Origin of the sequence: Mesorhizobium sp. J18 (genome assembly GCF_007829525.1) — a bacterium.
Classification (GTDB): domain Bacteria; phylum Pseudomonadota; class Alphaproteobacteria; order Rhizobiales; family Rhizobiaceae; genus VLJP01.
This window is the reverse complement of sequence record NZ_VLJP01000012.1, coordinates 231,400-254,093: the sequence shown is the minus strand read 5'-3', so window position 1 is coordinate 254,093 and position 22,694 is coordinate 231,400. Positions and strand designations below refer to the sequence as shown.

General features: G+C 62.4%; 25 protein-coding genes and 1 tRNA gene. 15 read left to right on the top strand and 11 right to left on the bottom strand.

Annotation, left to right across the window (positions count from 1 at the left end; all coding sequences use genetic code 11):
• Positions 1 to 425: 425 nt before the first annotated feature.
• From L598_RS07225 to L598_RS07210, 4 genes are all read right to left on the bottom strand, one after another.
• Entirely contained in the window at positions 426 to 1,436 is a 1,011-nt protein-coding gene (locus tag L598_RS07225) for an esterase-like activity of phytase family protein (protein ID WP_144861294.1), read from the bottom strand.
• Between the two features lie 6 nt (positions 1,437 to 1,442).
• The gene (cobT, locus tag L598_RS07220; RefSeq protein ID WP_144861293.1) at positions 1,443 to 3,338 is read right to left on the bottom strand and encodes a cobaltochelatase subunit CobT; all 1,896 of its coding nucleotides are present in this window, start codon (positions 3,336 to 3,338) and stop codon (positions 1,443 to 1,445) included.
• Between the two features lie 14 nt (positions 3,339 to 3,352).
• Positions 3,353 to 4,339, bottom strand: coding sequence for a cobaltochelatase subunit CobS (gene cobS, locus L598_RS07215; protein ID WP_144861292.1), 987 nt, complete (start codon positions 4,337 to 4,339; stop codon positions 3,353 to 3,355).
• Positions 4,340 to 4,416: 77 nt separating this feature from the next.
• Positions 4,417 to 5,037, bottom strand: coding sequence for a J domain-containing protein (locus L598_RS07210; RefSeq protein WP_144861291.1), 621 nt, complete (start codon positions 5,035 to 5,037; stop codon positions 4,417 to 4,419).
• A 144-nt stretch (positions 5,038 to 5,181) separates the two neighbouring features.
• Here L598_RS07210 and L598_RS07205 point away from each other — a divergent pair, with 144 nt between their 5' ends.
• Positions 5,182 to 5,484 carry a BolA family transcriptional regulator gene (locus L598_RS07205; RefSeq protein ID WP_144861290.1) on the top strand — a complete coding sequence of 101 codons (303 nt, stop codon included), beginning with the start codon at positions 5,182 to 5,184 and terminating at the stop codon, positions 5,482 to 5,484.
• 6 nt (positions 5,485 to 5,490) lie between these two features.
• Here L598_RS07205 and L598_RS07200 read toward each other — a convergent pair whose 3' ends face one another.
• The 5 genes from L598_RS07200 to L598_RS07180 are packed head-to-tail and all read right to left on the bottom strand — an operon-like array spanning position 5,491 to position 9,180.
• Positions 5,491 to 5,904, bottom strand: a complete 414-nt coding sequence (locus L598_RS07200; RefSeq protein ID WP_246658659.1) for a type II toxin-antitoxin system VapC family toxin — start codon at positions 5,902 to 5,904, stop codon at positions 5,491 to 5,493.
• Positions 5,886 to 6,125: a type II toxin-antitoxin system Phd/YefM family antitoxin gene (locus tag L598_RS07195; protein ID WP_144861289.1), complete on the bottom strand. Its 240-nt coding sequence runs from the start codon at positions 6,123 to 6,125 to the stop codon at positions 5,886 to 5,888. Before L598_RS07195 ends, L598_RS07200 begins: the two co-directional genes overlap by 19 nt.
• Positions 6,126 to 6,182: 57 nt before the next feature.
• Positions 6,183 to 7,454 carry an HlyC/CorC family transporter gene (locus L598_RS07190; protein ID WP_144861288.1) on the bottom strand — a complete coding sequence of 424 codons (1,272 nt, stop codon included), beginning with the start codon at positions 7,452 to 7,454 and terminating at the stop codon, positions 6,183 to 6,185.
• Positions 7,451 to 8,581, bottom strand: a complete 1,131-nt coding sequence (gene aroB, locus L598_RS07185; RefSeq protein WP_144861287.1) for a 3-dehydroquinate synthase — start codon at positions 8,579 to 8,581, stop codon at positions 7,451 to 7,453. Before aroB ends, L598_RS07190 begins: the two co-directional genes overlap by 4 nt.
• A complete protein-coding gene (locus L598_RS07180; RefSeq protein ID WP_144861304.1) occupies positions 8,578 to 9,180 on the bottom strand; it encodes a shikimate kinase in 603 nt (200 codons plus the stop codon). Before L598_RS07180 ends, aroB begins: the two co-directional genes overlap by 4 nt.
• Positions 9,181 to 9,333: 153 nt before the next feature.
• Here L598_RS07180 and L598_RS07175 point away from each other — a divergent pair, with 153 nt between their 5' ends.
• The 5 genes from L598_RS07175 to L598_RS07155 all read left to right on the top strand — a co-directional run bounded on the left by L598_RS07175 (position 9,334) and on the right by L598_RS07155 (position 13,207).
• Entirely contained in the window at positions 9,334 to 9,483 is a 150-nt protein-coding gene (locus L598_RS07175) for a histidine kinase (protein WP_144861286.1), read from the top strand.
• Positions 9,484 to 9,488: 5 nt separating this feature from the next.
• Positions 9,489 to 10,412, top strand: coding sequence for a site-specific tyrosine recombinase XerD (locus L598_RS07170; protein ID WP_144861285.1), 924 nt, complete (start codon positions 9,489 to 9,491; stop codon positions 10,410 to 10,412).
• Positions 10,413 to 10,511: 99 nt separating this feature from the next.
• Entirely contained in the window at positions 10,512 to 11,462 is a 951-nt protein-coding gene (locus L598_RS07165) for an acetyl-CoA carboxylase carboxyltransferase subunit alpha (RefSeq protein ID WP_144861284.1), read from the top strand.
• A 209-nt stretch (positions 11,463 to 11,671) separates the two neighbouring features.
• Complete coding sequence (locus L598_RS07160) at positions 11,672 to 12,979, top strand: murein L,D-transpeptidase family protein (protein WP_144861283.1); 1,308 nt, start codon at positions 11,672 to 11,674, stop codon at positions 12,977 to 12,979.
• 6 nt (positions 12,980 to 12,985) lie between these two features.
• Positions 12,986 to 13,207 carry a sulfurtransferase TusA family protein gene (locus tag L598_RS07155; RefSeq protein ID WP_144861282.1) on the top strand — a complete coding sequence of 74 codons (222 nt, stop codon included), beginning with the start codon at positions 12,986 to 12,988 and terminating at the stop codon, positions 13,205 to 13,207.
• A gap of 18 nt (positions 13,208 to 13,225) precedes the next feature.
• Here L598_RS07155 and L598_RS07150 read toward each other — a convergent pair whose 3' ends face one another.
• Together L598_RS07150 and L598_RS07145 are read right to left on the bottom strand one after the other, a co-directional pair.
• Positions 13,226 to 14,338 (bottom strand): GTP-binding protein, encoded by a 1,113-nt coding sequence (locus L598_RS07150; protein ID WP_144861281.1) that lies wholly within the window; start codon positions 14,336 to 14,338, stop codon positions 13,226 to 13,228.
• A gap of 2 nt (positions 14,339 to 14,340) precedes the next feature.
• A complete protein-coding gene (locus tag L598_RS07145; RefSeq protein ID WP_144861280.1) occupies positions 14,341 to 15,456 on the bottom strand; it encodes a D-alanyl-D-alanine carboxypeptidase family protein in 1,116 nt (371 codons plus the stop codon).
• Between the two features lie 184 nt (positions 15,457 to 15,640).
• Here L598_RS07145 and L598_RS07140 point away from each other — a divergent pair, with 184 nt between their 5' ends.
• The 9 genes from L598_RS07140 to mdoH all read left to right on the top strand — a co-directional run bounded on the left by L598_RS07140 (position 15,641) and on the right by mdoH (position 22,510).
• Entirely contained in the window at positions 15,641 to 16,804 is a 1,164-nt protein-coding gene (locus tag L598_RS07140) for a M20 aminoacylase family protein (RefSeq protein WP_144861279.1), read from the top strand.
• 63 nt (positions 16,805 to 16,867) lie between these two features.
• A tRNA-Arg gene (locus L598_RS07135) sits at positions 16,868 to 16,941 on the top strand.
• Between the two features lie 111 nt (positions 16,942 to 17,052).
• Positions 17,053 to 17,292 (top strand): hypothetical protein, encoded by a 240-nt coding sequence (locus L598_RS07130; RefSeq protein ID WP_144861278.1) that lies wholly within the window; start codon positions 17,053 to 17,055, stop codon positions 17,290 to 17,292.
• Positions 17,292 to 17,732 (top strand): type II toxin-antitoxin system VapC family toxin, encoded by a 441-nt coding sequence (locus L598_RS07125; protein ID WP_144861277.1) that lies wholly within the window; start codon positions 17,292 to 17,294, stop codon positions 17,730 to 17,732. The genes L598_RS07130 and L598_RS07125 overlap by 1 nt, the downstream gene beginning before the upstream one ends.
• Positions 17,733 to 17,874: 142 nt before the next feature.
• Entirely contained in the window at positions 17,875 to 18,150 is a 276-nt protein-coding gene (locus L598_RS07120; protein ID WP_144861276.1) for a hypothetical protein, read from the top strand.
• Positions 18,151 to 18,163: 13 nt separating this feature from the next.
• Positions 18,164 to 18,415, top strand: coding sequence for a hypothetical protein (locus L598_RS07115; protein WP_144861275.1), 252 nt, complete (start codon positions 18,164 to 18,166; stop codon positions 18,413 to 18,415).
• A gap of 543 nt (positions 18,416 to 18,958) precedes the next feature.
• Positions 18,959 to 20,506, top strand: coding sequence for a glucan biosynthesis protein G (locus L598_RS07110; RefSeq protein ID WP_246658658.1), 1,548 nt, complete (start codon positions 18,959 to 18,961; stop codon positions 20,504 to 20,506).
• Positions 20,490 to 20,642 (top strand): hypothetical protein, encoded by a 153-nt coding sequence (locus L598_RS21380; RefSeq protein WP_186444947.1) that lies wholly within the window; start codon positions 20,490 to 20,492, stop codon positions 20,640 to 20,642. The genes L598_RS07110 and L598_RS21380 overlap by 17 nt, the downstream gene beginning before the upstream one ends.
• A gap of 62 nt (positions 20,643 to 20,704) precedes the next feature.
• A complete protein-coding gene (mdoH, locus tag L598_RS07105; RefSeq protein ID WP_144861273.1) occupies positions 20,705 to 22,510 on the top strand; it encodes a glucans biosynthesis glucosyltransferase MdoH in 1,806 nt (601 codons plus the stop codon).
• The last annotated feature ends 184 nt before the right edge of the window (positions 22,511 to 22,694 follow it).

The window sequence follows — 22,694 nt, the reverse complement described above, 5'->3', positions numbered from 1 at the left end:
GCCCGTTCCGCTGCCCCTGCTTGCCATCGCAGGGCTGTGTGCTCGTCCAGCACGCCCCGGCCGTAGTACCGGGAGGGGAACCCTTGGACGGAACCTCCCCGGCCCYGCCTTACGAGGGCAGGACGGAGGCGCCGGTCCCTTTCCCRCGGGAYCGCCGTCGCGAYCCGCTTTCCCGCGGAAAGGGATGGGGCAAGGATAGCGCAGGTTAAGAAGGCGGGGATGAAATGGGGAATGGGGACTGGTGAATGGTGAATGGCGACAACGGCTTGGCGCGGAGAGGGCGGCGGATTTATCCCCGCGTGTTCTTCCTTCACAGCGTTGCCCTTCATCCTTCTTCCCTCTCGCCCCTTCGACAGGCTCAGGGCTGCGCGGGGCACCTCTCCCCCGCTTGCGGGGAGAGGAAAGGTGSCCTSCMYCACCGCTCCCTACTCCGCCAGCCGGAACTCCAGATAGATGTTGCGCTGGAGGATCGACTGGTTGTCGTCGGACAGAATCGAGATCATGGTCGCGCCGTCGTCGCGCCGCCACACGTCCAGACCTTCCATATTGTCGATCTGGTAGCCCATGTCGGCGGTCAGAAGGATCGGCCCGTCAACCACCGCGCCGCTTTCGATCGTCGAACCGTCAATCCGGCGCAGGCGCATCGCCACGCCCGAAGCCGGGGAATAATAACGTTCGAGAAGCAGGAGGTCGCCATTCGGCAGGAAGGCACCGTCGGTGATGTCGAACGCATCATGGCGGGCGACCGTGAAGACGCCCTTCCTCGGCCCCTCCAGAACGGCGGCGAAGATGTTTCCGGCCTTGTCGACGCTTTTTTCGGTCAGGGCCACCCGCGCGCCCGTCAAGGGATGGTCTTCGGGCGCGTAGACGACCGTCTCGAAACCGCCATTGCGGCGTAATTCATAGGCCGGCACGAGGAAATCGAGATGCCTGAGCGGCCCTTCAACCCCTTCCGAATCTATCCGGTACTCGGAGATGCGATGCTCGCGCTCGAAGCTCACACTCGCCACGTCGCCAAGAATCCCGATGCCTTCCGCATCCGTCGTCCATTTGTCGCCGGTGACCTGCCCGTCGGGATCGGCAATCGGCTCGACCCGGAAATCCGCGAAGCCGCCGGGCCTGCCCTCGGAATCTCTTGCCACCCGTCCGAAGAACCAGAAACCCGTATCCGCCACCCCTATGAACGCGCCGCCCGGCGAGCGGAAACGGAAGGAGGACATGCTGCCGAACTTTCGCGACGAGGCCGTCATCTCCAGGCCGCCTACGAATTCCAGCGGTCCGAAGCGCCGCTCTTGGGAGCCGATCCTGAACTCGGTTATGGGCCGGCTGTTGACGGTGACGGAAGCCGGCGAAAGATCGCCCGCGACGGAGACCTGCGACAACGTGAATATGGCGAGCGCCAGGGCTGACAGCGAGATACGCCCCCTGCCCCCCATCCGAGGTCAGCCGGTACGCCGGAGAATACCGCCGCGGCGGCTTCCGCGAGCGTCCTCCTCTTCAAAGAGGGCCGCAAGCTGCTCGGTCATGGCGCCGGCAAGTTCCTCGGCATCGACGATGGTCACCGCGCGCCGATAGTAGCGCGTAACGTCATGGCCGATGCCGATCGCCAGAAGCTCGACGGGCGAGCGCGTCTCGATGAGGTCGATGACGGCCCGCAGGTGGCGTTCGAGATAGTTGCCCGGATTGACCGAAAGCGTGGAATCGTCCACCGGCGCGCCGTCGGAAATCATCATCAGGATCTTGCGCTGTTCCGGCCGCGCGATCAGGCGCTGATGCGCCCACAGAAGTGCCTCGCCGTCGATATTCTCCTTGAGCAGCCCCTCGCGCATCATCAGGCCGAGATTGCGCCGCGCCCGGCGCCAGGGCGCATCGGCGGACTTGTATATGATATGGCGAAGATCGTTCAGCCTGCCGGGATTGACGGGCTTGCCGTCCTTCAGCCATTTCTCGCGCGCCTGGCCGCCTTTCCACGCACGCGTGGTGAAGCCGAGGATTTCCACCCGCACGCCGCAGCGCTCGAGCGTGCGGGCGAGGATGTCGGCGCAGGTGGCGGCAACCGAGATCGGTCGCCCGCGCATGGAGCCGGAATTGTCCAGGAGGAGAGTGACCACGGTATCGCGGAACTTGGTGTCGCGCTCCTGCTTGTAGGACAGCGGCTGCATGGGGTCGATAACGACGCGCACGAGTCGCGCCGGATCGAGATAGCCTTCCTCCAGATCGAAATCCCAGGAACGGTTCTGCTGCGCCATCAGACGGCGCTGCAGACGGTTGGCCAGCCGGCCGACAACGCCTTGCAGGTTGGCAAGCTGCTTGTCGAGGAAGGCGCGCAGCCGATCGAGTTCCTCCTCGTCGCACAGATCTTCCGCGCCCACCGTCTCATCGAACTCGCCGGTGAAGACCTTGTAGTCGATCTCGCGCGTCAGTGCGGTGAAGGGATGTTCCGGCCGCTTCGCCTCGCCCGGAGTCTCGGCGTCCAGATCCTCATCCTCGGAAATGTCATCCGCGCTGGCATCGGCGGCCTCGGTCTCGCCGGCCTCCGCCTCGTCGCCCGACGTGTCGGACTCCTCGGGCTGCGACTGCTCGGCGCCGCTATCCTCCTCGCCGCCCTCCTCGGATTTATCCTCGCCCTGCGGCTGGTCGTCGCTATCGTCGGATTCGGAGCCTTCCTCCTCGCCCAATTCCTCGCCCATATCCATGGAAGCGAGCATGTCGCGGACGACACGCGAAAAGGCGTCCTGATCCTCCAGATGGGGAAGGAGCGAATCGAACCCCCCGCCGGCCTTCTCCTCGATCCAGTCGCGCCAGAGGCCGAGCAGCTGCTCGCCGCTTTTCGGCGCCGGCCGGCCCGTCAGCTTCTCGCGCACCATCAGCGCCACCGCCTCCTCCAGCGGCGCGTCGGCCTGGTCGCGCACATCGGCGAGGTTGGCGCGGGCATATTTGTCTTCCAGCATGGCGGCAAGATTGTCGCCGACGCCCTGCATGGCGCGGGCGCCGATCGCCTCCACGCGCGCCTGCTCGACCGCATCGAAGATGGCGCGCGCCTGCTTGCCCTGCGGGGCAAGACGGCCATGCAGACGGGAATCGTGACAGGCGCGGCGCAGCGACATGGAATCGCCAAGCCCCCGCGTCACGCTGATGTCGTCGGCCGTGGCCCTCTTCGGAAGGTCGGGCAGCCTGGCCCGGCTGCCGGTCAGCGCCGGCTTCTCCTTGGCAAAGGAGACTTCCAGCTCATGGTCGCCGGCCATGGCGCGCATGCAGACGGTGACGGCGCGCTTGAACGTGTCCGTATCCGCCGCCGCCTTCGCCCTTGCACGTGAATTGTCACCGGGACCGGCCATAATCGTCCGCTTCGTCAGGCAAGCACCACATTCGCCGCCGACTCGGGCAGTTCCTCGCCGAATGCGCGCTGATAGAACTCGGCAACCACGGATCTTTCCAGCTCATCGCATTTGTTGAGGAATGTCAGGCGGAAGGCGAAGCCCACATCGCCGAAGATCTCGGCATTCTCGGCCCACATGATGACCGTGCGCGGGCTCATCACGGTGGAGAGATCGCCGTTCATGAAGGCCGAGCGCGTCATGTCGGCGACACGCACCATCTTGTTGACGATCTCACGGCCCTTCTCGTTGCGGTAATGCTTGGCCTTGGCCAGCACGATGTCGACTTCCTTGTCGTGCGGCAGGTAGTTGAGCGTGGTGACGATCGACCAGCGGTCCATCTGCGCCTGGTTGATCTGCTGCGTGCCGTGATAAAGGCCGGTGGTGTCGCCCAGACCGACCGTGTTGGCCGTGGCGAAGAGGCGGAAGGCCGGATGCGGACGGATGACGCGGCTCTGGTCGAGCAGCGTCAGGCGGCCCGAGGATTCCAGCACGCGCTGGATGACGAACATGACGTCCGGCCGGCCGGCGTCGTATTCGTCGAAGACCAGGGCGACATTGTGCTGATAGGCCCAGGGCAGGATGCCGTCGCGGAACTCGGTCACCTGCACGCCTTCCTGCAGGACGATCGCATCCTTGCCGACGAGGTCGATACGGCTGACATGGCTGTCGAGATTGATGCGCACGCAGGGCCAGTTAAGGCGCGCGGCCACCTGCTCGATATGGGTCGATTTTCCGGTGCCGTGATAGCCCGAGACCATCACACGCCGGTTGTAGGCAAAGCCGGAAAGGATCGCCAGGGTCGTCTGCCTGTCGAACAGGTAGTCGGGATCGATGTCGGGCACATGCTGGTCCGCCACCGAATAGGCGGGAACCACCATTTGCGAATCGAAGCCGAAGGTCTCCTTAACCGACACGGTCGTATCGGGGAGATTGGCGATATCACGGTCCATTCTGTTCATCATGCCTCCAGCAGGCGCAGGCCCGGTGCCCGTGCCGCTCGTCTCGTCATCCGGGGTTGTCTTAGCAGACGCGGCAGTCAACACAAACCCGCCTGCTTCAAGAGGCGGTAGGCCTGTATCACGTCGCGGAAGCGTTCTTCCGAACCCCTGTCGCCGCCATTCGTATCCGGATGGTGGCGCTTCACAAGTGTCTTATAGCGCGCCTTGATGTCTGCGCCAGTCGCCTTTGCGTCAAGACCAAGCGTTTCCAGCGCCTTGGCCTCAAGCGGCTTCACTTTCCGCTGCCGCGGCTCAATCGCCTCGCGCCCCTCGGAACCGAAGAGATTGAAGGGGTCGCCGATGCGGCTGTAATAGCCGGCGCGGCCCGACCGCACGGTGGAGAAATCGGGAGCCGCCCGCGCGCTGGAATTGCCGCTGATGGTCCAGGTCGGCCGGTGACCGGTAAGCGCCTCTTTCTGGAAACGCGCGATCTCGCCGTCCGAAAGCCCGGAAAAATAATTGTAGCCCTTATTGTATTCCCGCACATGCTCGAAGCAGAATCGGAAATACTCTCCTTCCTTCATCCGGCCGACAGGCGCGCGATGCGTGCCAGGCTCCTCGCAGCCGTCCCATTGGCAGCGCGGCGCTTCCGCCTTCACCTCTGCCTGGGGATCCGGCCGGACGCGGATTTTCTCGAAATATTTCGAGTAGGGTTTCATCGAAAGTCTGAGCGATCCAAAACTGTCCTGATTATGGGCACCGGTCATCGCGAAACAAGAATTGACATTTCGCCAATGATCGCCCTAACGCGTGAATCGACGATGAACCGGGGGATAGCCCCCATATGGTATGAGGAGGTCGCCTTGTCCATCCAGGAGACCATCGAAGCGAAACTTCGCAGAGCTTTTTCTCCCGAACGGCTGGCTGTGATCAACGAGAGCCACCTTCATGCGGGCCATCATCATACCGCTTCCGGCCATGAGGAAGTTTTCGACGGCACCGGAGAAACGCATTTTCGTGTCCGCATCGTGGCGGAAGCCTTTGCCGGCAAAAGCCGGGTGGAAAGGCATCGCGCCATCAACACGCTGCTGGCCGACGAACTGGGCACCGGCGTCCACGCATTGGCGATCGAACCGGCCGCTCCCGGCGAGCCGACGCGGTGGTGAAAACCGTCACCAGATTGTCTGGACTTGACGATGGGCGCGTATCTTGCGATCGGCGGTGACCAGAGGAGCAGCAAGTTTCTGACAGGTCGCTACGATATACCTGTCTGCCGGATCTTTGTGGAACTCCGGTCCCAGTTGAGTGCTCCTTACAGCGATCTCGTTATCGATCGGCACGAACTTGATGGCGTCGAGCCAGCTGACCGTTTCCAGCCAGTCAAGCACGTCCTTGGACAGGCCGATCCGTTTCCTGGCGGCGAGGATAGCTATCTCCCAAGCGGAAATCGAGGATACGAAGATTGTCCCGCCGCTTCGCTCCGACTCGAGTGATTTCCTTGCTCTTGCGCTGAGTTTTCGCGTTTCGCCGCCGAACCACCACAACAGGACGTGTGTATCGACGACAATCACTTCAACGCGTTCCACTCATCCTCGTCCACCGCGGGATCGAAAGGCCTGTCGTACCAGAGTACCGAGCCCTTCAGAATTTCAAAGGGATCCTGCTTCTCGTCATTAATGCGGCGAATTTCCAGCGTCGGCTTGCCATGATCGGTGACGATCAGGGGTTCACCACTGGCCTCGACCTGACGGAAATACTCAAGCGCCTTTGCCTTGAACTGCGATTTCGACACCTGAGCGGTCACCATCGCCTCCTGTTACATTCCAAAGATATGCTCCTGCGTGACCATGGTCAATGACCATAGTCACTCCTCCGCCGCGGGCCTTATCCTCAACCGGGTGATCCGGTTCTTGTCGCGCTTCATGACGATGAAGCGCTTGCCGAAGAAGGTGAAGGCCTGCTTCTCTTCCGGGATGGTCTGCGTCTCGTGGATGACCAGCCCGGCAATGGTCGTCGCCTCGTCGTCGGGCAGGTTCCAGTCGAGGGCGCGGTTCAGATCGCGGATGGGCACGGACCCCTCGACGACGATCGAGCCGTCCGCCTCCTGCTTCACGCCCTGGATGTCGACATCATGCTCGTCCGTGATATCGCCGACGATCTCCTCGATGATGTCCTCCAGCGTGACGAGCCCCTCCACCTCGCCATATTCGTCAACCACGATGGCAATGTGGGCCTTGCGGCGCAGGAACGCGTTGAGCTGGTCCTCGAGCGTGGTGGTGTCGGGCACGAACCACGGCTTGGAGGCAACCTTCATGATGTCGATCTGCGAGAAGTCGTTGCCGACATCGTGCAGCGCCCGCAGAAGATCCTTGGCATGCACGACGCCGACGATGTTGTCGGTCGAGCCACGCCAGATCGGGATGCGGGTATAGGGGCTGCGCAGGATCTCCCGCACCACCGTCTCCGGCGCCTCGTCGGCATTGACCGAACGCATATTGGTGCGGTGGATCATGATGTCGGAAACTTCCAGTTCGTGCAGGTCGAGCAGTCCGCCGACGCGATCGCGGTCCTGCTTGACCACCCCGCCTTCCCGGTGAAGCACCTCGACCGTGCCGCGCAATTCCTCATGGGCGGAAAGCATGGGGGCATCGCGCCCCAGATTGACGCCGAACAGCGACAACAGCCCGCGCACGATGAGATTGGCTGCGGAAGACAGGGGACCGAAGACGAAAATGGCCGCCCGCGCGAAAGGCGCCACGAAAAGTGCGAACTGCTCCGGCTTGGCCAGCGCCCAGGATTTCGGCAGGATCTCGGAGCAGATGACGAGCAGGATCGTCATGCCGATCGTCGCATAGACCACCCCGGCCTGGCCGAAGATCGACAGGAGCAGGCTGGTGGCGAGCGCCGAGGCCAGGATGTTGACGAGATTGTTGCCGATCAGCAGCGCGCCGACGAGCCGGTCGCGCCGCGTGATCAACCGGCTCACCAGCCCGGCACGGGCGTTGCCGTTCGCCTCCAGGGTATGGAGCCGCGCCCGTGAGACGGCGGTCATGCCCGTTTCCGTTCCCGAAAACAGGAAAGACAGAATGACGAGAAACAGGATCGCGCCCCCGGTGAACCAGATCTCCGTCGTCATCGTGGATGGTTCTCCTTCAGAAACGCCAGGACTTCCGAAGCCGGCACGTCTTTGGCGATGAATGCCTGCCCGACGCCGTGCGTGAGGATGAAGGTCAGGGCGCCGCGCGAGACCTTCTTGTCCTGCGCGATGAAGCCCAGCAGCGCCTCGGCGTCAGGCAGCGTGCCTTCGATATCGGCCATGCGGGTGGGGAGGCCCACCGCCTTCAGATGTGCCTCCACACGCTCCGCATCGTCGGGGCTGGCAAGATTGAGCCGGGCCGAAAAGCGATGCGCCAGCGCCATGCCGATCGCAACGCCTTCGCCATGCACGAGGCGCCGGCCGTCGTAATTGGTGGCTGCCTCGAGCGCATGACCGAAGGTATGGCCTAGATTGAGAAGCGCACGATCACCCGTCTCGAACTCGTCACGCATGACGACATCCGCCTTGGCCCGGCATGACTCGGCGATGGCGCGGCGGCGCGCCGCACCGCCGGCAAAGACGTCGCGCCAGTTCGCCTCCAGCCAGGCGAAGAAATCCGGTCTGTCGATCAGCCCGTATTTCGCCACTTCCGCGTAGCCGGCGCGGAATTCGCGTTCGGGCAGCGTGTCGAGCACATCGGTGTCTGCCAGCACCAGCTTCGGCTGGTGGAAGACACCGACGAGATTCTTGCCGTGCGCGGTATTGATGCCGGTCTTGCCGCCGACGGAGGAATCGACCTGTGCCAGAAGCGAAGTGGGAATCTGCACGAAGCTCATGCCGCGGCGCGCTATGCCGGCAGCGAAGCCGGCGAGATCGCCGATCACCCCGCCGCCAAGCGCGATCACCGCGTCCCGCCGTTCCAGCCGGGCGGAAAGGATGCCGTCGACCACGGCCTGCAGCGCCTCGAAGCTCTTGGTCTTTTCTCCTGGCTCAAGGGTGATCGCAGTCGCGCCTATGCCTGCCTCGGAGAGGCTGTCGGAAAGCGGTGCGAGATGCGCGGCCGCCACATTGGCGTCAGTCACGACGGCGACCCGTAGACCGGGCATCCTGCGGGCGATCTCCTGGCCGGCACGGGCAATGAGCCCGGAACCGATCATGATGTCATAGGCGCGGTCGCCGAGACCGACCTCGACGGTCTCCACTGAGTCCGAATGGGAGGTTCTCATCGCCTGTCGATCCTGTTTCGAGGCGCGGCCTCGAGATACTGCGCCAGCGCCACGATGACCTCGTCGGCTATGACTTCCTTGCGCTCGTCGCGCGTCTGCACCGTCACATCCGCAAGCCCGTAGATGGGATAACGCTCGCGCATCAGCCGCTCCATGACGGCGCGAGGATCGGCATTCTTCAGCAGGGGGCGGTCCTGACGCTTGGACACCCGCTCCATCAGCGTATCGAGATCGGCGCGCAGCCAGACGGACACGCCGTTGCGCCCCACAGCCCGGCGCGTGCTCTCGTTGATGAAGGCGCCGCCGCCGGTCGAAACCACCTGCGGGCCGGCCTTCAAGAGGCGGCCGATCACCCGCCGCTCGAGCGAGCGGAATTCCGCTTCGCCATAGGTCTCGAAAAGCTCCGGGACGGTCATGCGCGAGACGGCCTCGATCTCGTGATCGCTGTCGATGAAGGAAAGGCCGAGCATTCCGGCAACCTTACGCCCGATGACCGTCTTGCCCGCCCCCATCAGGCCGACGAAGACGACACTGCGGCCGCCGAGCCGCTCGCGCAGGGCGGATATATCATAGGTCGCGGAGGTTTCTGCTGCCGTCATCACCCGGTCGGTATCGACATGAAACGGCTTCAAGGTCAAGCGGCGCGATGGACCATCCGCGCGCCTTTCCCGGCCCTTGCAATGCGTCGGCACGCGCCCCATAACGGGACGGGGTGCACGCCAGAGGCCTCAATAGCGGGATTTGGAAGTTCGATGCCGACGCTCTTTCGGTTGCTGGTGGTGATGGCGATAATGGTCGGATTGGTTTATGGCGGAATGTATGCCCTTGCCACTTTCGTCAAACCCAACAAGGGCGAGATGAGCGTGCGCATACCGCCCGAAAAGCTCAACCCGCCCCGCTGAAACCCATGAGCACCTCGGCGCGAATTGAAGCCTTTCTGGAAATGATGGCGGCAGAGCGAGGCGCCAGCAACAATACACTGGCTTCCTACCGACGGGATCTGGAGGACGCGGCGGAATTCCTCGCCTCCCGATCCGGCGGCCTTGCGGGCGCCGCGCCGGGCGACCTCCGCACCTATCTCGATCATATCGCCGGATCCTTTGCCGCCGCCACGCAGGCAAGAAAGCTCTCGACGCTGCGGCAGTTCTTCAAGTTCCTCTATGCGGAAGGTCTGCGCGGCGACGATCCGACCGGGACGCTCGACAGCCCGAAAAAGGAACGCCCGCTGCCGAAGGTACTGAACGAAGGCGAGACGGACAGGCTCCTGACGCAGGCGGCAGCAGAAGCCGATGCCGCGGCATCCGACACGCCGGCACGCCTTGCGGCCTGCCGCCTGCATGCGCTTCTCGAGGTCCTTTATGCGACCGGCCTGCGCGTGTCGGAGCTCGTCAGCCTTCCCGTCGGCGTCGCCACGCGCGACGACCGTTTCTTCACGGTTCGCGGCAAGGGTGGCAAGGAGCGCATCGTGCCGCTTTCGCATAAGGCACGGCTGGCCATGGGCACCTGGCTGGCGGAGCGCAAGCGGCGCCCGGACCTTGCCGGGAGCCCATGGCTCTTTCCCTCCTCGTCCGACAACGGCTATCTGCCGCGCCAGGTCTTTGCGCGCGAATTGAAGGCACTGGCGGCGCGGGCAGGCATTCCGGCAGCGAAGGTTTCTCCGCATGTCCTGCGGCATGCCTTCGCCAGCCATCTCCTGCAGAACGGGGCGGACCTGCGCGCCGTTCAGCAATTGCTCGGCCATTCAGACATTTCGACCACGCAGATCTACACGCATGTGCTCGAAAAGCGGCTTGTCGAGCTGGTCCAGAAGCATCACCCGCTTGCCGACTAGCTCCACGATCGTTATGTGAGGCCGGCATATCCGGTGGCCATCCTCGCCTATTGCACGCAAAAGGCCGCCAGTGACTTGAGTTCCGTATCTGGCAGGCGAATGTACAATTATCTCGATTTCGAAAAGCCGGTTGCCGACCTTGAAGGCAAGATCCTCGAACTGAAGAAGCTCGCCGAGAGCGGCGAGGCCGTCGATGTCGGCGACGAGATCGCGCGGCTCGAGAAACGGTCGAAGGATGCCTTGCGCGATGTATACCGGGCGCTGACCCCATGGCAGAAGGCGCAGGTCGCGCGCCATCCCGACCGCCCGCACTGTCTCGATTACGTGCGCGCCCTTTTCACCGACTTCACGCCGCTGGCCGGCGATCGCGCTTTCGGCGAGGACGATGCCATCATTGCCGGCTTCGCGCGCTTCCGTGGCGAATCCATCGCCATCATCGGTCAGGAAAAGGGTAACGACACGCAAAGCCGACTGAAACACAATTTCGGCATGGCGCGCCCCGAGGGTTACCGCAAGGCCGTGCGCATCATGGAACTAGCGAACCGCTTCGGCATACCGGTCGTAAGCCTCGTCGACACCGCGGGCGCCTATCCGGGCGTCGGCGCGGAGGAACGCGGGCAGGCCGAGGCAATCGCCCGCTCTACCTCCGCCTGTCTCGGGCTGAAGGTGCCGAATGTCTCCGTCGTCATCGGTGAAGGCGGCTCCGGCGGGGCCATCGCCATCGCCACGGCCAATCGCGTCTACATGCTGGAGCACTCGATCTACTCGGTGATCTCGCCGGAAGGAGCGGCGTCCATCCTCTGGCACGATTCCACGCGCGCCAAGGACGCGGCGACGAACATGAAGATCACCGCCCAGGACCTGCTCAACTTGAAGATCATAGACGGCATCATCGCCGAGCCTGTCGGCGGGGCCCATCGGGCGCGCGATGCCGTCATCACCGCCACCGGCGAGCAGATCCACAAGGCCTTCGAGGAACTTACCGGCGCCAACATGGATTACCGCGAGCACCGGCGTGAGAAATTCCTCGCAATCGGCCGCAATTTGTAGCGGCCGGGCTGCGAACTGTGGCAAATTTGCCCCTTTTTGCCACAAAATCGCCTTCAGAATTCCGTCAATGGCTGTGTTCCGAGGGGAAATGCAGCTTTTTGTGGTAAGCATTTTTAAAGCATGATGGGTATAGTTCCGAGTCGAGACGGGCCTGCTCTCGGAATGACCGGGGAAGCCGTAAAAGAAAACGCAAGCACCATCGGGATGCCATGACGACCGGTTTCGCGCGCGCCGCCATGCTTGTTGCGGCCATGTTTGTGGCTGGATGCAACGGGACCCTGGAAGATATCGCTCCCAAGGCCGAGCGCCAGCTTCCGGCCGCAATCCTCACTTCCATGAAGGCGAAGGGGATGAAGACCACTTCGCCGATCATGATACGCATCTTCAAGGAAGAAGGCGTGCTCGAGGTCTGGAAGCAGAAGGATACCGGCCGCTACGACCTCATCGCCAACTACGATATCTGCAAGTGGTCGGGCAAGCTCGGTCCCAAATTCACCGAGGGCGACCGGCAGGCGCCGGAAGGGTTCTATACGGTGCGGCCGTATCAGATGAATCCGAATTCCAGCTACTATCTCGCCTTCAATATCGGTTTCCCCAATGCCTATGACCGCGCCAACGGTCGCACCGGCCAACATCTGATGGTGCATGGCGACTGCTCGTCCTCCGGCTGCTATTCGATGACCGACGAGCAGATGGCTGAAATCTACGCCTTCGCGCGCGACGCATTCAGAGGCGGGCAGACCGAATTCCAGATCCAGGCTTTCCCCTTCCGCATGACCGCCGAGAACATGGCGCGTTATCGCAACGATCCGAACTTCGAATTCTGGAAGATGCTGAAGGAAGGCTACGACCATTTCGAGATCACGAGGATCCCGCCGAAGGTCGATGTCTGCGAGCGGCGCTATGTCTTCAACCGACAGGCCCCTCCGGGAACAGAATTCTCGCCGCTCGGCGCCTGCCCGGTCACCACGCAGCCGGATTCGCTGAGGATGGCTTACCAATCCTATCAGTCGAAGTTCGATGCCGCCTTCTCGACCGCGCTCAACAGCAGCACGCCCAAGCCGAAACCCTCGATCACCGGCCTCAAGGAAGCCGCTCTCGTGGCCGACTGGAGCCGCCGCCGCGCCCGTGGCGAGAGGGTGTCGCGCGAGCCGCCTTCGCTTACCGCCGTCGCCGAGGCCGAGCCTGCCGCGACCGCGCCGCGTCAGACACAGACGGCCGCCAGGACGAAGCCGCAACCCGCGCAGAGCACGGTTGCCGCCGCAGCACCCCGGCCTGATGCCGCGCCGCGCACCACCGGGTCTGTTACTGCGTCCAGCACGGCAGAGGCGACCGCACCGGCGCCGCAGCCTGCAGGAAATGCGATCGCCCCGACGATACCGCAGCCTTCTGCCGCACAGCGCGCCGCGGAAGCGGCGGTAGCATCCGTGCCGGCACCGGAAGCAGCACCCGCGCAACAGGCCGCTTCCGCCAAGCGGCCGCTGGGCAGCCGCCTGTGGAGCCTCTTTGGCGGCTGACCCGTCATGACGGAAGTCTACGACCTGCGGGGGCTGAACTGCCCTCTTCCCGTCCTGAAGGCGCGCAAGCGCCTTGCCGCGATGGAAAAGGGCGAACGGCTGTGGCTGGAGACGACCGATCCGCTCGCCGTCATCGACATACCTGCCTTCTGCGCCGAGCAGGGCCACAAGCTCGTGGAAACAGAAACCGTTTCCGGCGGGCACCGGTTTCTGGTCGAACGCGGCTGAGCGGACGGAAGCTCGACGCTACGGACGGAAGCCGGAAATGGCGAGCGGATTGTCCTCCATGGCCTGACGGTCCGGCGTATCCGGGCGCGGCTGGCCGGCAAAGGCCGCAAAAAGCCGGCGGACGTAATCCTCGTCGAGATCCATGGTGATGAGGACGATGCGCGTTCCGCGCCCGCCTTCCGGCCAAGCGGGAAGACGCGCCGGCGGATGCAGCATCTTCTGAACGCCATGGATGACCAGCGGCCGTGACGGATCCTCGGCGATCTCGATGATCCCTTTCATGCGCAGGAGCTGCTCGCCCCTGGTCGCGCGCAGGAGGTCGAGGAAATTCTCCACCGCCGTATAAGGGAGCGGCCGGTCATGCACGAGCGAGAAGGTGCGGATGCGGTCATCGTGGTGATGGTGATGGCCATGGTCATCATGATCATGGCCGGCGTGATCATGGTCATGGCCGTGCGCGTCCTCGCCGAGCCAGCGGCGCACATCGGCCGTCTTGGTTTCCGGGTCGTAGAGGCCGCAATCGAAGAGAGCCGCGTAATCTGCCTCTGCGCTTTCCAGAATGGCAGCCGAGGGATTGAGCGCACGCAACCGCTTCTGCAAACCTTCCGCTTCGGCGGTATTGGCGAGCTCGGACTTGGCCAGCACGATGCGATCCGCCACCGCGACCTGCCTGACCGCTTCCTCATGCGCGTCCAGCGTGGCGGCGCCATTGACCGCATCGACCACGGCAATCACACCGTCGAGGCGGAAGGCCTGGGCCAGCGCCGGATGGCCCATGACGGACTGCAGGACCGGCACCGGATCGGCGAGACCCGTGGTCTCGATGACAATGCGCTTCAGATGTTCGATGCGCCCCGTCTGCAGCCTGTCGACCAGATCGGCCAGCGTATCGACCAGTTCGCCGCGCACCGTGCAGCACAGGCAGCCGTCGGACAGTTCGATCACCCCGTCCGAGGCCTGTTCGACCAGAAGATGATCGATCCCGACATCGCCGAACTCGTTGATGATGACGGCGGTGTCGGAGAGGCGGGGATCCTTCAGAAGGCGGTTGAGCAAGGTCGTCTTGCCGGCGCCGAGAAAGCCGGTGACGATGCTCACGGCGACTGGGCTGATGGCGGCTGCCGAAAACATGCTTATCCGCCTTCGCTGACCGCGGCCGTGCCGCTGCGGGGCGGGTAATCCGGTCTCGGGGTCGGGATGGGAACGTCGGCATAGCGCGGCTGCGTCGTCTCAGGACCGGTGACGCCGCCAAGCCCGACCTTGACGGCTCGCGGTTCGCGGTCCATCTCGTGCAGAAGATCGGAGCGGATAACCAGTTTCCCTTCCTCGTCGCGCTCCTCCCACCTTTCCGACTGCGCCTGCTGCGAACATGCGATCGGGCGCATGTCCGTCGCCACGTCGAGGTCCGTCCCGTAGGGCTTGAGCGAATAGATCGTGGGCGCGGCAAGGCTCGGCATCTTGAAACCCTGCGAAAGCAGTTCGGCCGCCTTTTCGGCCCGCTCGAGCTGGGTCCTTGTTCCAAGCACCACGGCCACGAGCGTGCGTCCGCTTCGCGTCGCCGATCCGATGAGATTGAACCCCGAAGCGCAGACGAAGCCCGTCTTCATGCCGTCGGCGCCGGTAAAGCGGCCCAGAAGGATGTTGTAGGAAGGGATGACGTGATTGCCCGTATCGATCGCCTCGATCGAGAAATAACCCGCATATTGCGGATATTCGGTGCGGATGGCCCGCACCAGCAGCGCCAGGTCGCGCGCGGTCGAATATTGTCCGGTCGAGAACAGGCCGTGCGCATTGACGTAATGCGTCCCGGTCATGCCGAGCCGTTTGGCCTCGGCATTCATGCGCGCCACGAAGGCCTGTTCAGAGCCGCCGACAGTCTCGGCAACGGCGGTCGCGATGTCGTTGGCCGATTTGACCATCAGCATTTTGAGGGCGTTGTCGAGGGTCATCACCGAGCCCGGCTTGTAGCCCATCTTGCTCGGCGGCTCGCTGGCGGAGTTCTGCGATACATGGATGGGCGAATCGAGTCGCAATTCACCCGCTTCGACCGCACGGAAGGCGACATAGACCGTCATCAGCTTGGTAAGGGAAGCCGGGTACCAGCGCTTGAAGGCATCCTCGTGCGACAGGACCTTGCCGCTGTCCAGCTCGAAAAGGAGCGCCGGATTGGCTTTCGCCGCATTGCTCCATGCCGCAAGCCCGGCAAGGAATACCGCCACAAACGCAAAACCGGATAGCCTGTACCGCATGGATGAAACCGAAAATGCCCTATTGCCCGTAACGCCTCGCGGTCCCTAAGATGCATCCCCGTCGGGCGATATTACGCCTGATCATCATGTCCCGCCGAATTCATTTCTGGCCTGCAGCTATTTAGCCTATGTGTCGCCATGATGGCAAAGCCCAGCCGGCCACCGAAACGAGAGATAAAGATTCATGCCGATATTGAACCGAGCCGCGGAACTTCACGACCAGATCACCGGTTGGCGCCAGCACCTGCACCGCAATCCCGAACTGCTCTTCGACGTCCACCAGACCGCCGCCTTCGTGAAGGAGAAGCTCGCCGAATTCGGCTGTGACGAGGTGGTGACCGGATTGGGCCGCACGGGCGTGGTCGGCGTCATACGCGGGCGGCTCGGCCCCGGCAAGACCATCGGCCTGCGTGCCGACATGGATGCGCTGCCGCTGAGCGAGCTGACCGGCAAGAGCTATGCCTCGACGGCGCCCGGCAAGATGCATGCCTGCGGCCATGACGGCCACACCGCCATGCTTCTCGGCGCGGCCAAATATCTCGCCGAGACGCGCAACTTCAAAGGCTCCGTGGCAGTGATCTTCCAGCCGGCCGAGGAAGGCGGCGGCGGCGGCAGGGAAATGGTCAAGGACGGATTGATGGAGCGTTTCGGCATCGAGACCGTCTTCGGCATGCACAACATGCCCGGCCTGCCGGTCGGCAAATTCGCCATCCGTTCGGGGCCGATCATGGCCGCAACGGCGGAATTCGTCATCACCGTAACTGGCAAGGGCGGCCATGCAGCCATGCCCAATCTGGCGGTGGACCCCATCGTCATCGCAAGCCAGGTGGTGGGCGCCCTGCAGACGATCGCGTCGCGCTCGGCCGATCCCCTGGATTCCATCGTCGTTTCCGTGACCAAGTTCCATGCCGGCGACGCCTTCAACATCATTCCGGATTCGGCCGAACTGGCAGGCACGGTGCGCACGCTGCGGACGGAGGTGAACGCACTGGCGGAAAAGCGGATGCGGACACTCTGCCAAGGGATAGCCGAGGCACATGACGCCTCCATCACCGTCCAGTACAATTCCAACTATCCCGTCACCTTCAACCATGCCGACGAAACTGCCTTCGCCAGCGGCGTGGCGGCCGAGATCGCCGGCGCGTCGAATGTGACGACGGATATTGCGCCGCTGATGGGCGGCGAGGATTTCTCCTATATGCTGGAGGCGCGTCCCGGCGCTTTCATCTTCATCGGCAATGGTGACAGCGCGAACCTGCACAACCCGCATTACGACTTCAACGACGAAGTGATCCCGCACGGCGTCAGCTATTGGGTACGCCTGACCGAGACGGCGCTTTCGGCATAGTCCATTCCCGCCCGTTTTGCCCGCTTGGCGAAAAAGGCCAAGCGGGTTATGAGTGGCGGCTGTGGTCCCGTAGCTCAGCAGGATAGAGCATCAGATTCCTAATCTGAGGGTCGCAGGTTCGAATCCTGCCGGGATCACTACTTAACTTCTTGAAAAGTAAATATAAAATCGATTTGCGCTTTACCCGCCATTGTTTCGCCGATTGCCGGATGCTATCATTGATAGCATTGAAAACAATGGAGGCATTGATGGCGGGCAGTCTGCATGTGCGCAACCTTGATGACGACCTTATTGCAAAGCTGAAACTTCGCGCGGCGCGTCATGGTCGGTCCGCTGAAGCTGAGCATCGGGAAATCCTCAGGCAGGCCCTCGAGGCGGAAGTGGAGCCCGCTTTCGACGAACTTGCCGCCCAGTTGCGCAAGCTCACAGCCGGGCGCAAGCAGACGCCCTCGGAAGTCCTGCTGCGCGAAGGGCGTGACGAGCGCTGATGGAAACATTGCTCATCGACGCCAGCATCGCGGTCAAATGGGTGGTTGAAGAAGAGGGCACGGATGCCGCCGTTGCGTTGCGATCGAGGTTCCGCTTCGCCGCGCCGGAACTGCTTGTCGCGGAGTGCTCGAACATTCTTTGGAAGAAGGTTCGTCGCAGCGGTCTTACACGGGACGAAGCCCGGCTCGCCGCCCAACTCTTGGAGCGATCGGGGATCGAGTTCCTGTCGGTGCGGGGTCTCATGGAGCAGGCCACGGCACTGGCAATCGATCTCGGACACCCGGCATATGATTGCGTCTATCTCGCCCTCGCTCATCACCGGCGCTTGCGGTTCGTGACCGCCGATGAGCGGCTGCTGGACATCGTCGGACGAAACGGACCTGCCGAGCTTGCAAAGCTCTGCGTGTCGCTCGAACAGGTTGACAGCGAGAACCATTGATACGAGTGCCTTCCGAAGTGCCATTTCTGAGCCGGATGGGATTGAGTATCATTTGTCGGCTTACCCATGTCCTTGAGCAGGAGGAGGTTGGATGCAGAAACTTGCCTTGGCCCTTGGAATCCTCATTCCTTTCGGAACCGCCTTGGCCGAAACGAGCCATTTCTCTGACGCCACGGAAACCGACGAACAACTAAAAGAGCTTTACGATCAGGCTGCGGACCTGTGTCTCCGCAATCCGAGTCGCGATGTTCAGGTAATTGTCGCCTGCACGTCTATGTCGATCTACGGAATGGCCCTCAACGAGCGCGGCCTCTGCCGAGGAAAGGAAAATCAGGCCAACGCCTTCGCGGAATGGCACAAATGCGAGGCCGACTCCTTGCGCTTCCCTGAAATCGAACTTCCAGCCGGCTTCCGATGAGAAAGAAAAGCCGGTGCTCTATCTCCTCATCTCGATCCTGCGGGCCGCAGCCTTGTTCGCCATTTTTGTCGGCAGTTGGATCGCGGCCTATGGCATCGGACAGATTGTCGTTCGAACCGGTATGACGGGCTGCCCTGACGGCGCCTCCTGCGAGCTTTTAGTCGGCATCGTAATCATGCCGCTGGGAGGCACAGGGCTTTATATCCTTGCCCTGGTCATATGGGCGCTTTCCGCTCGCAAGCGCACGCCCTCGACGCCTGCTTGATCCGGAAGATGCCGGATATTCCCCAATTCCTTCCAAGCCGCAGTTCGAACTCCCGCCGGATGACCCCGCCGCTATAACACACTCTTTTCATTGTAAGAATTTGCATGTGGAAGACTTTGGGGGTAATAGGAAGCCGTCCGTCACTCTTTTGAGATAAACTGAAATGTGGTCTCTGCATGCGTCCCCGGACGCCGTTGAGCTGCAAAATGAGGTGCGCATAGACGCACCTCCTCCCCTTCTTTTTGTCATCTGCTTTCCGCCATAGGCGAGGCCTTTCCGTCAGGGCGGAGATCGCCGTTCATGTGCAGGCTCAAGATCGCCTGCGACATAGTGGCATCCACTTCATATTTGTTAACACGCTTTCTCCGAATTTTATGAAGGCCGCCCGAACCAAACCGTATTTTGTGCGTTGTTTGCAGCGCACACTTTTGACGCCTTCATCGGGCGGCACCTTAGGCACCGAGACTGACATTTATGGATCGACGCACTTTTCTCGCGAGTACGGCGACGAGCTTGTTTTATGGCTCGACGACTATTTTGAGCATGTCTTTGCCAGCTTTTGCGCAAGTGGAGCCCCCTCCCGAGACGGCGGAATCGCCCGCCAGGAGCGATCAGCCCGCCCAGCCTTTCTCATTCGACATCCTGACCCAGCGCATGAGGGAACTCGCCGGCAAAGCCTTCGAGGAACCGAAGGTGGAACTGCCGGAGGTGATCGCCAATCTTTCCTACGACGAGCACAGGGCGATCCGGTTCCGTCCGGACCATGCCGTCTGGAAGGGCCTGGCCCCGTTCGAATTGCAAGCCTTTCACATGGGCTGGCTCTTCAAGCAGCCGGTGCGCATCCATTCGATCCATGAAGGCGAGGAAAAGACCCTCGTCTTCGAGGGCAGCGATTTCGAATATCGCAAGCCGCTTGACCCGGCGAAATTCCAGGATCTCAAGATGCCGGGCACGGCCGGTTTCCGGCTGCATTACCCGCTCAATCGCCCGAATGTCATGGACGAGCTCATCGTCTTTCTCGGCGCCAGCTATTTCCGCGCCGTGGGCATGGGCAATGTCTATGGCCTTTCCGCACGGGGATTGGCCGTCAATACCGCCACTTCGCGTGGAGAAGAATTCCCTCGCTTCACCGACTTCTACGTCGTGGCGCCGACCCGGCTGAGCAGCGATATCACCGTCTATGCCGCTCTGGACAGCCAGAGCGTGACCGGAGCATACGAATTCAAGATCACGCCCGGGCAGAACACGGTGATGGATGTCACCCTGCGACTTTTTGTCCGCCAGGACATCGAGCGGCTCGGGATCGCCCCCATGACGTCGATGTTCCTCTTCGCCGAGAACAACCACAGCGCCTTTGACGACTATCGCGGCCAGGTGCATGACAGCGACGGCCTCAAGATCGTCCGCAAGAGCGGCGAGGAGATGTGGAGAAGTCTCAACAATCCCAAGCAGTTGGCACAATCCTTCCTGGGCGAGGAGAACCCCAAGGCCTTCGGGCTTTTCCAGAGAGACCGGCATTTCGAGAATTACCAGGATGCGGGCGCGGCCTATGAGCGGCGCCCCTCGCTGCTGGTGGAGCCGGTGGGAGACTGGGGCAAGGGAGCGATCAACCTGGTCGAGATACCGACCGAGCTCGAAGTCAATGACAACATTGTTGCATTCTGGATTCCCGATACCGATATCAAGGCCGGCCAGGAGCTGGAATACAAATACCGGCTGACCTGGGGTGCCATCGAGGAAAGCACGACGGAATTGGCGCGCGTGACCGCTCTGCGCAGCGGCGCGGGCGGCGTCTCGGGCGTGGAGAACGACAAGGGTCTGAGGAAATTCGTGGTCGACTTCGAAGGAGAAGTCCTGCGGAACCTTACACAGGACTCCGGCGTTGAAGCGACGGTGAATGTCAGCAACGGCGAAATCGTTCATTCCACCGTCTCACGCGTCGATGCAAACGGCGTGTGGCGCCTCGTGATCGACCTCAAGGCCAAGGGCAAGGGCCCGGTCGAAATGAAAGCTCTTTTGAACAGGGATGGCCAGGCCTTGTCGGAGACCTGGCTTTATCAATGGAGAGAAGGTGATGCAGATCCGTCGTGATTATCGCAAGGTGGTGGAAGAGAGGGGTTTGCCTTCCGCGCCCATGGCGATGCCCGAACAGGCCTTGAAGGTGGCGGGTTCGCGGAGCCTTTTCCTCATGCCGCTCTTTCAGCTTTTCGCCTGGAAGAAGCTCTGACGCGGTGGGGTCGCTTCCAGCGCCCCTCTAACAGACGGCCCGGCTGACAGGTGGTATGACCGATGCTCGCCACAAGGCGCACCCTTTCCCTGCTTTTTTCGGTTCTCGTCGCGACGATCGCGTGCGTCCTGGCCACCAACGTCTTTCTTTCCGACGGTGCGCAATGGCTGGATTTCGTGCGTATCACCCTTTTGGCCATGAGCACGGCCTGGCTCGGATGGGGTGCCGCTCTGGCGCTGAATGGGTTGCTTGCGCCGCCCAGCCGGCTGCGTCCGCGCCGCGTCGGCAACGACATTCCGGCAGCCACCGTTGCCGTGCTGGTGCCGGTCTATAATGAAGATCCGACCAAGACCTTTTCCCATGTGGCCGCCATGGCGCGCAGCATCCTGGAAGCCGGCGCGCGCGAGAAGTTCCATTTCGCGATCCTGTCTGACACCAACAAGGAAGCCATCGCCCAGCGCGAGGAGTTCTGGTTTTCCCGCCTGTACGAGGAGCTGGGCGGAGAGGTGGAGATCTTCTATCGCCGGCGGCAGAGCAATCCTGGCAAGAAAGCGGGCAATATCGCCGATTTCATCAAGACCTCCGGCTCGCTTTACGAATATCTGATCATCCTCGACGCCGACAGCCTGCTTGAGGGCGAGACCATGCTGGAAATGGTCCGCCGCATGGATGCCGATCCCGAACTCGGCCTGCTGCAGACGCTGCCCAAGGTGATCCATGCGCGTTCGCTCTTCGGCCGCGCCGTGCAGTTTTCCGCCTCCTACTATTCGCCCGTCTTTGCCGGCGGCGTGGCTGAACTGCAGGGCACGGAAGGCCCGTTCTGGGGCCATAATGCCATCGTGCGCACCCGTGCCTTCGCCCAGAGCTGCGGCCTACCGGAACTTCCCGGCAAGCCGCCCTTCGGCGGCCATATCCTCAGCCACGACTATGTCGAGGCTGCGCTGCTTGCGCGCAGCGGCTGGAAGGTGCGGGTCGACCCCGACCTTGAGGGTTCCTTCGAGGAAGGTCCCGACAACGTGATCGATTTCGCCAAGCGCGACCGCCGCTGGTGCCAGGGCAATCTGCAGCATTCGCGCGTCATGATGGCGGACGGGCTGAAGCCCTGGAGCCGCTTCGTCTTCCTGCAGGGCATCATGGCCTATGTCGCCTCGCCCATCTGGGCCTTTTTTCTTGCCGCCAGCATCGTTGCTCCGGTGATGGTCGGCACCCCGGATTATTTCCCGGTTCCCGGCCTGCCCGTTTTCCCGACCGTGCAGAAGATCGAGGCGCTTACGCTGCTGACCGGCGTGCTCGGCCTTCTCGTGGGCCCCAAGCTGCTGATCGTGCTCAGGGGCATTGCTACCGGCGACAACCGCGCCTTCGGCGGCAATATCCGCGCCTTCTTCAGCATGCTGCTTGAACTCGCCTGCTCCAGCATCCTCGCCCCGATAATGCTGATGTATCAAACCCGGTCGGTGTTCCAGGTGATCCTTGGCGCCGACAGCGGCTGGCCGGCGGCCAATCGTGAAGCGGATGCCGTGAGCTTCGGCGAAGCATGGGCTGCAAGCTGGTGGATCTGTGCCGCCGGCCTGATCATGCTCGGCGCCGCCTACCAGCTCGCTCCCGATGTGGTCTTCTGGATATTGTTCGTCGGCATACCGGCCATAGCGTCGCCATTTCTCATCCAGCTGACCTCCACGAACTACAGCGGAGCGATCGCCAGGCGTCTCGGCCTGCTCTGGACGCCGAGCGAGACCAATCCCTCGCCGGTCATCCGCAGCCAGGAAGCCGTGCTTGCACGCTGGCGCAGTGAGCCCTGGGTCAGCGAAGTTCAGATCATGGATACGGACGAGACCCAAAGGTTCCTCGCATCCGGCACCGGCCGTTAAGTCAGCAGCACCGGAGAGAATTCACCGCTTCCTGAAAATCCGGCGTTTCAGGACGTAGTTCCGCAGCATTGCCGGTCATCCTTGGGGGCCGGGGTCCGCAACATCTCCTTCGGTATGGCCGTTCCCTTGTGAAGGGGGAGCTCGACACCGCTGCATCCTCGTTTTTTACAAATACTAAAAATCT

Coding starts and splice junctions, on each gene's coding strand:
- L598_RS07225 (WP_144861294.1), bottom strand. CDS start 1,436: ATGGGGGGCAGGGGGCGTATCTCGCTGTCAGCCCTGGCGCTCGCCATA.
- cobT (WP_144861293.1), bottom strand. CDS start 3,338: ATGGCCGGTCCCGGTGACAATTCACGTGCAAGGGCGAAGGCGGCGGCG.
- cobS (WP_144861292.1), bottom strand. CDS start 4,339: ATGAACAGAATGGACCGTGATATCGCCAATCTCCCCGATACGACCGTG.
- L598_RS07210 (WP_144861291.1), bottom strand. CDS start 5,037: ATGAAACCCTACTCGAAATATTTCGAGAAAATCCGCGTCCGGCCGGAT.
- L598_RS07195 (WP_144861289.1), bottom strand. CDS start 6,125: ATGGTGACCGCTCAGGTGTCGAAATCGCAGTTCAAGGCAAAGGCGCTT.
- L598_RS07190 (WP_144861288.1), bottom strand. CDS start 7,454: ATGACGACGGAGATCTGGTTCACCGGGGGCGCGATCCTGTTTCTCGTC.
- aroB (WP_144861287.1), bottom strand. CDS start 8,581: ATGAGAACCTCCCATTCGGACTCAGTGGAGACCGTCGAGGTCGGTCTC.
- L598_RS07180 (WP_144861304.1), bottom strand. CDS start 9,180: ATGACGGCAGCAGAAACCTCCGCGACCTATGATATATCCGCCCTGCGC.
- L598_RS07175 (WP_144861286.1), top strand. CDS start 9,334: ATGCCGACGCTCTTTCGGTTGCTGGTGGTGATGGCGATAATGGTCGGA.
- L598_RS07170 (WP_144861285.1), top strand. CDS start 9,489: ATGAGCACCTCGGCGCGAATTGAAGCCTTTCTGGAAATGATGGCGGCA.
- L598_RS07165 (WP_144861284.1), top strand. CDS start 10,512: ATGTACAATTATCTCGATTTCGAAAAGCCGGTTGCCGACCTTGAAGGC.
- L598_RS07160 (WP_144861283.1), top strand. CDS start 11,672: ATGACGACCGGTTTCGCGCGCGCCGCCATGCTTGTTGCGGCCATGTTT.
- L598_RS07155 (WP_144861282.1), top strand. CDS start 12,986: ATGACGGAAGTCTACGACCTGCGGGGGCTGAACTGCCCTCTTCCCGTC.
- L598_RS07150 (WP_144861281.1), bottom strand. CDS start 14,338: ATGTTTTCGGCAGCCGCCATCAGCCCAGTCGCCGTGAGCATCGTCACC.
- L598_RS07145 (WP_144861280.1), bottom strand. CDS start 15,456: ATGCGGTACAGGCTATCCGGTTTTGCGTTTGTGGCGGTATTCCTTGCC.
- L598_RS07140 (WP_144861279.1), top strand. CDS start 15,641: ATGCCGATATTGAACCGAGCCGCGGAACTTCACGACCAGATCACCGGT.
- L598_RS07130 (WP_144861278.1), top strand. CDS start 17,053: ATGGCGGGCAGTCTGCATGTGCGCAACCTTGATGACGACCTTATTGCA.
- L598_RS07125 (WP_144861277.1), top strand. CDS start 17,292: ATGGAAACATTGCTCATCGACGCCAGCATCGCGGTCAAATGGGTGGTT.
- L598_RS07110 (WP_246658658.1), top strand. CDS start 18,959: ATGTCTTTGCCAGCTTTTGCGCAAGTGGAGCCCCCTCCCGAGACGGCG.
- L598_RS21380 (WP_186444947.1), top strand. CDS start 20,490: ATGCAGATCCGTCGTGATTATCGCAAGGTGGTGGAAGAGAGGGGTTTG.
- mdoH (WP_144861273.1), top strand. CDS start 20,705: ATGCTCGCCACAAGGCGCACCCTTTCCCTGCTTTTTTCGGTTCTCGTC.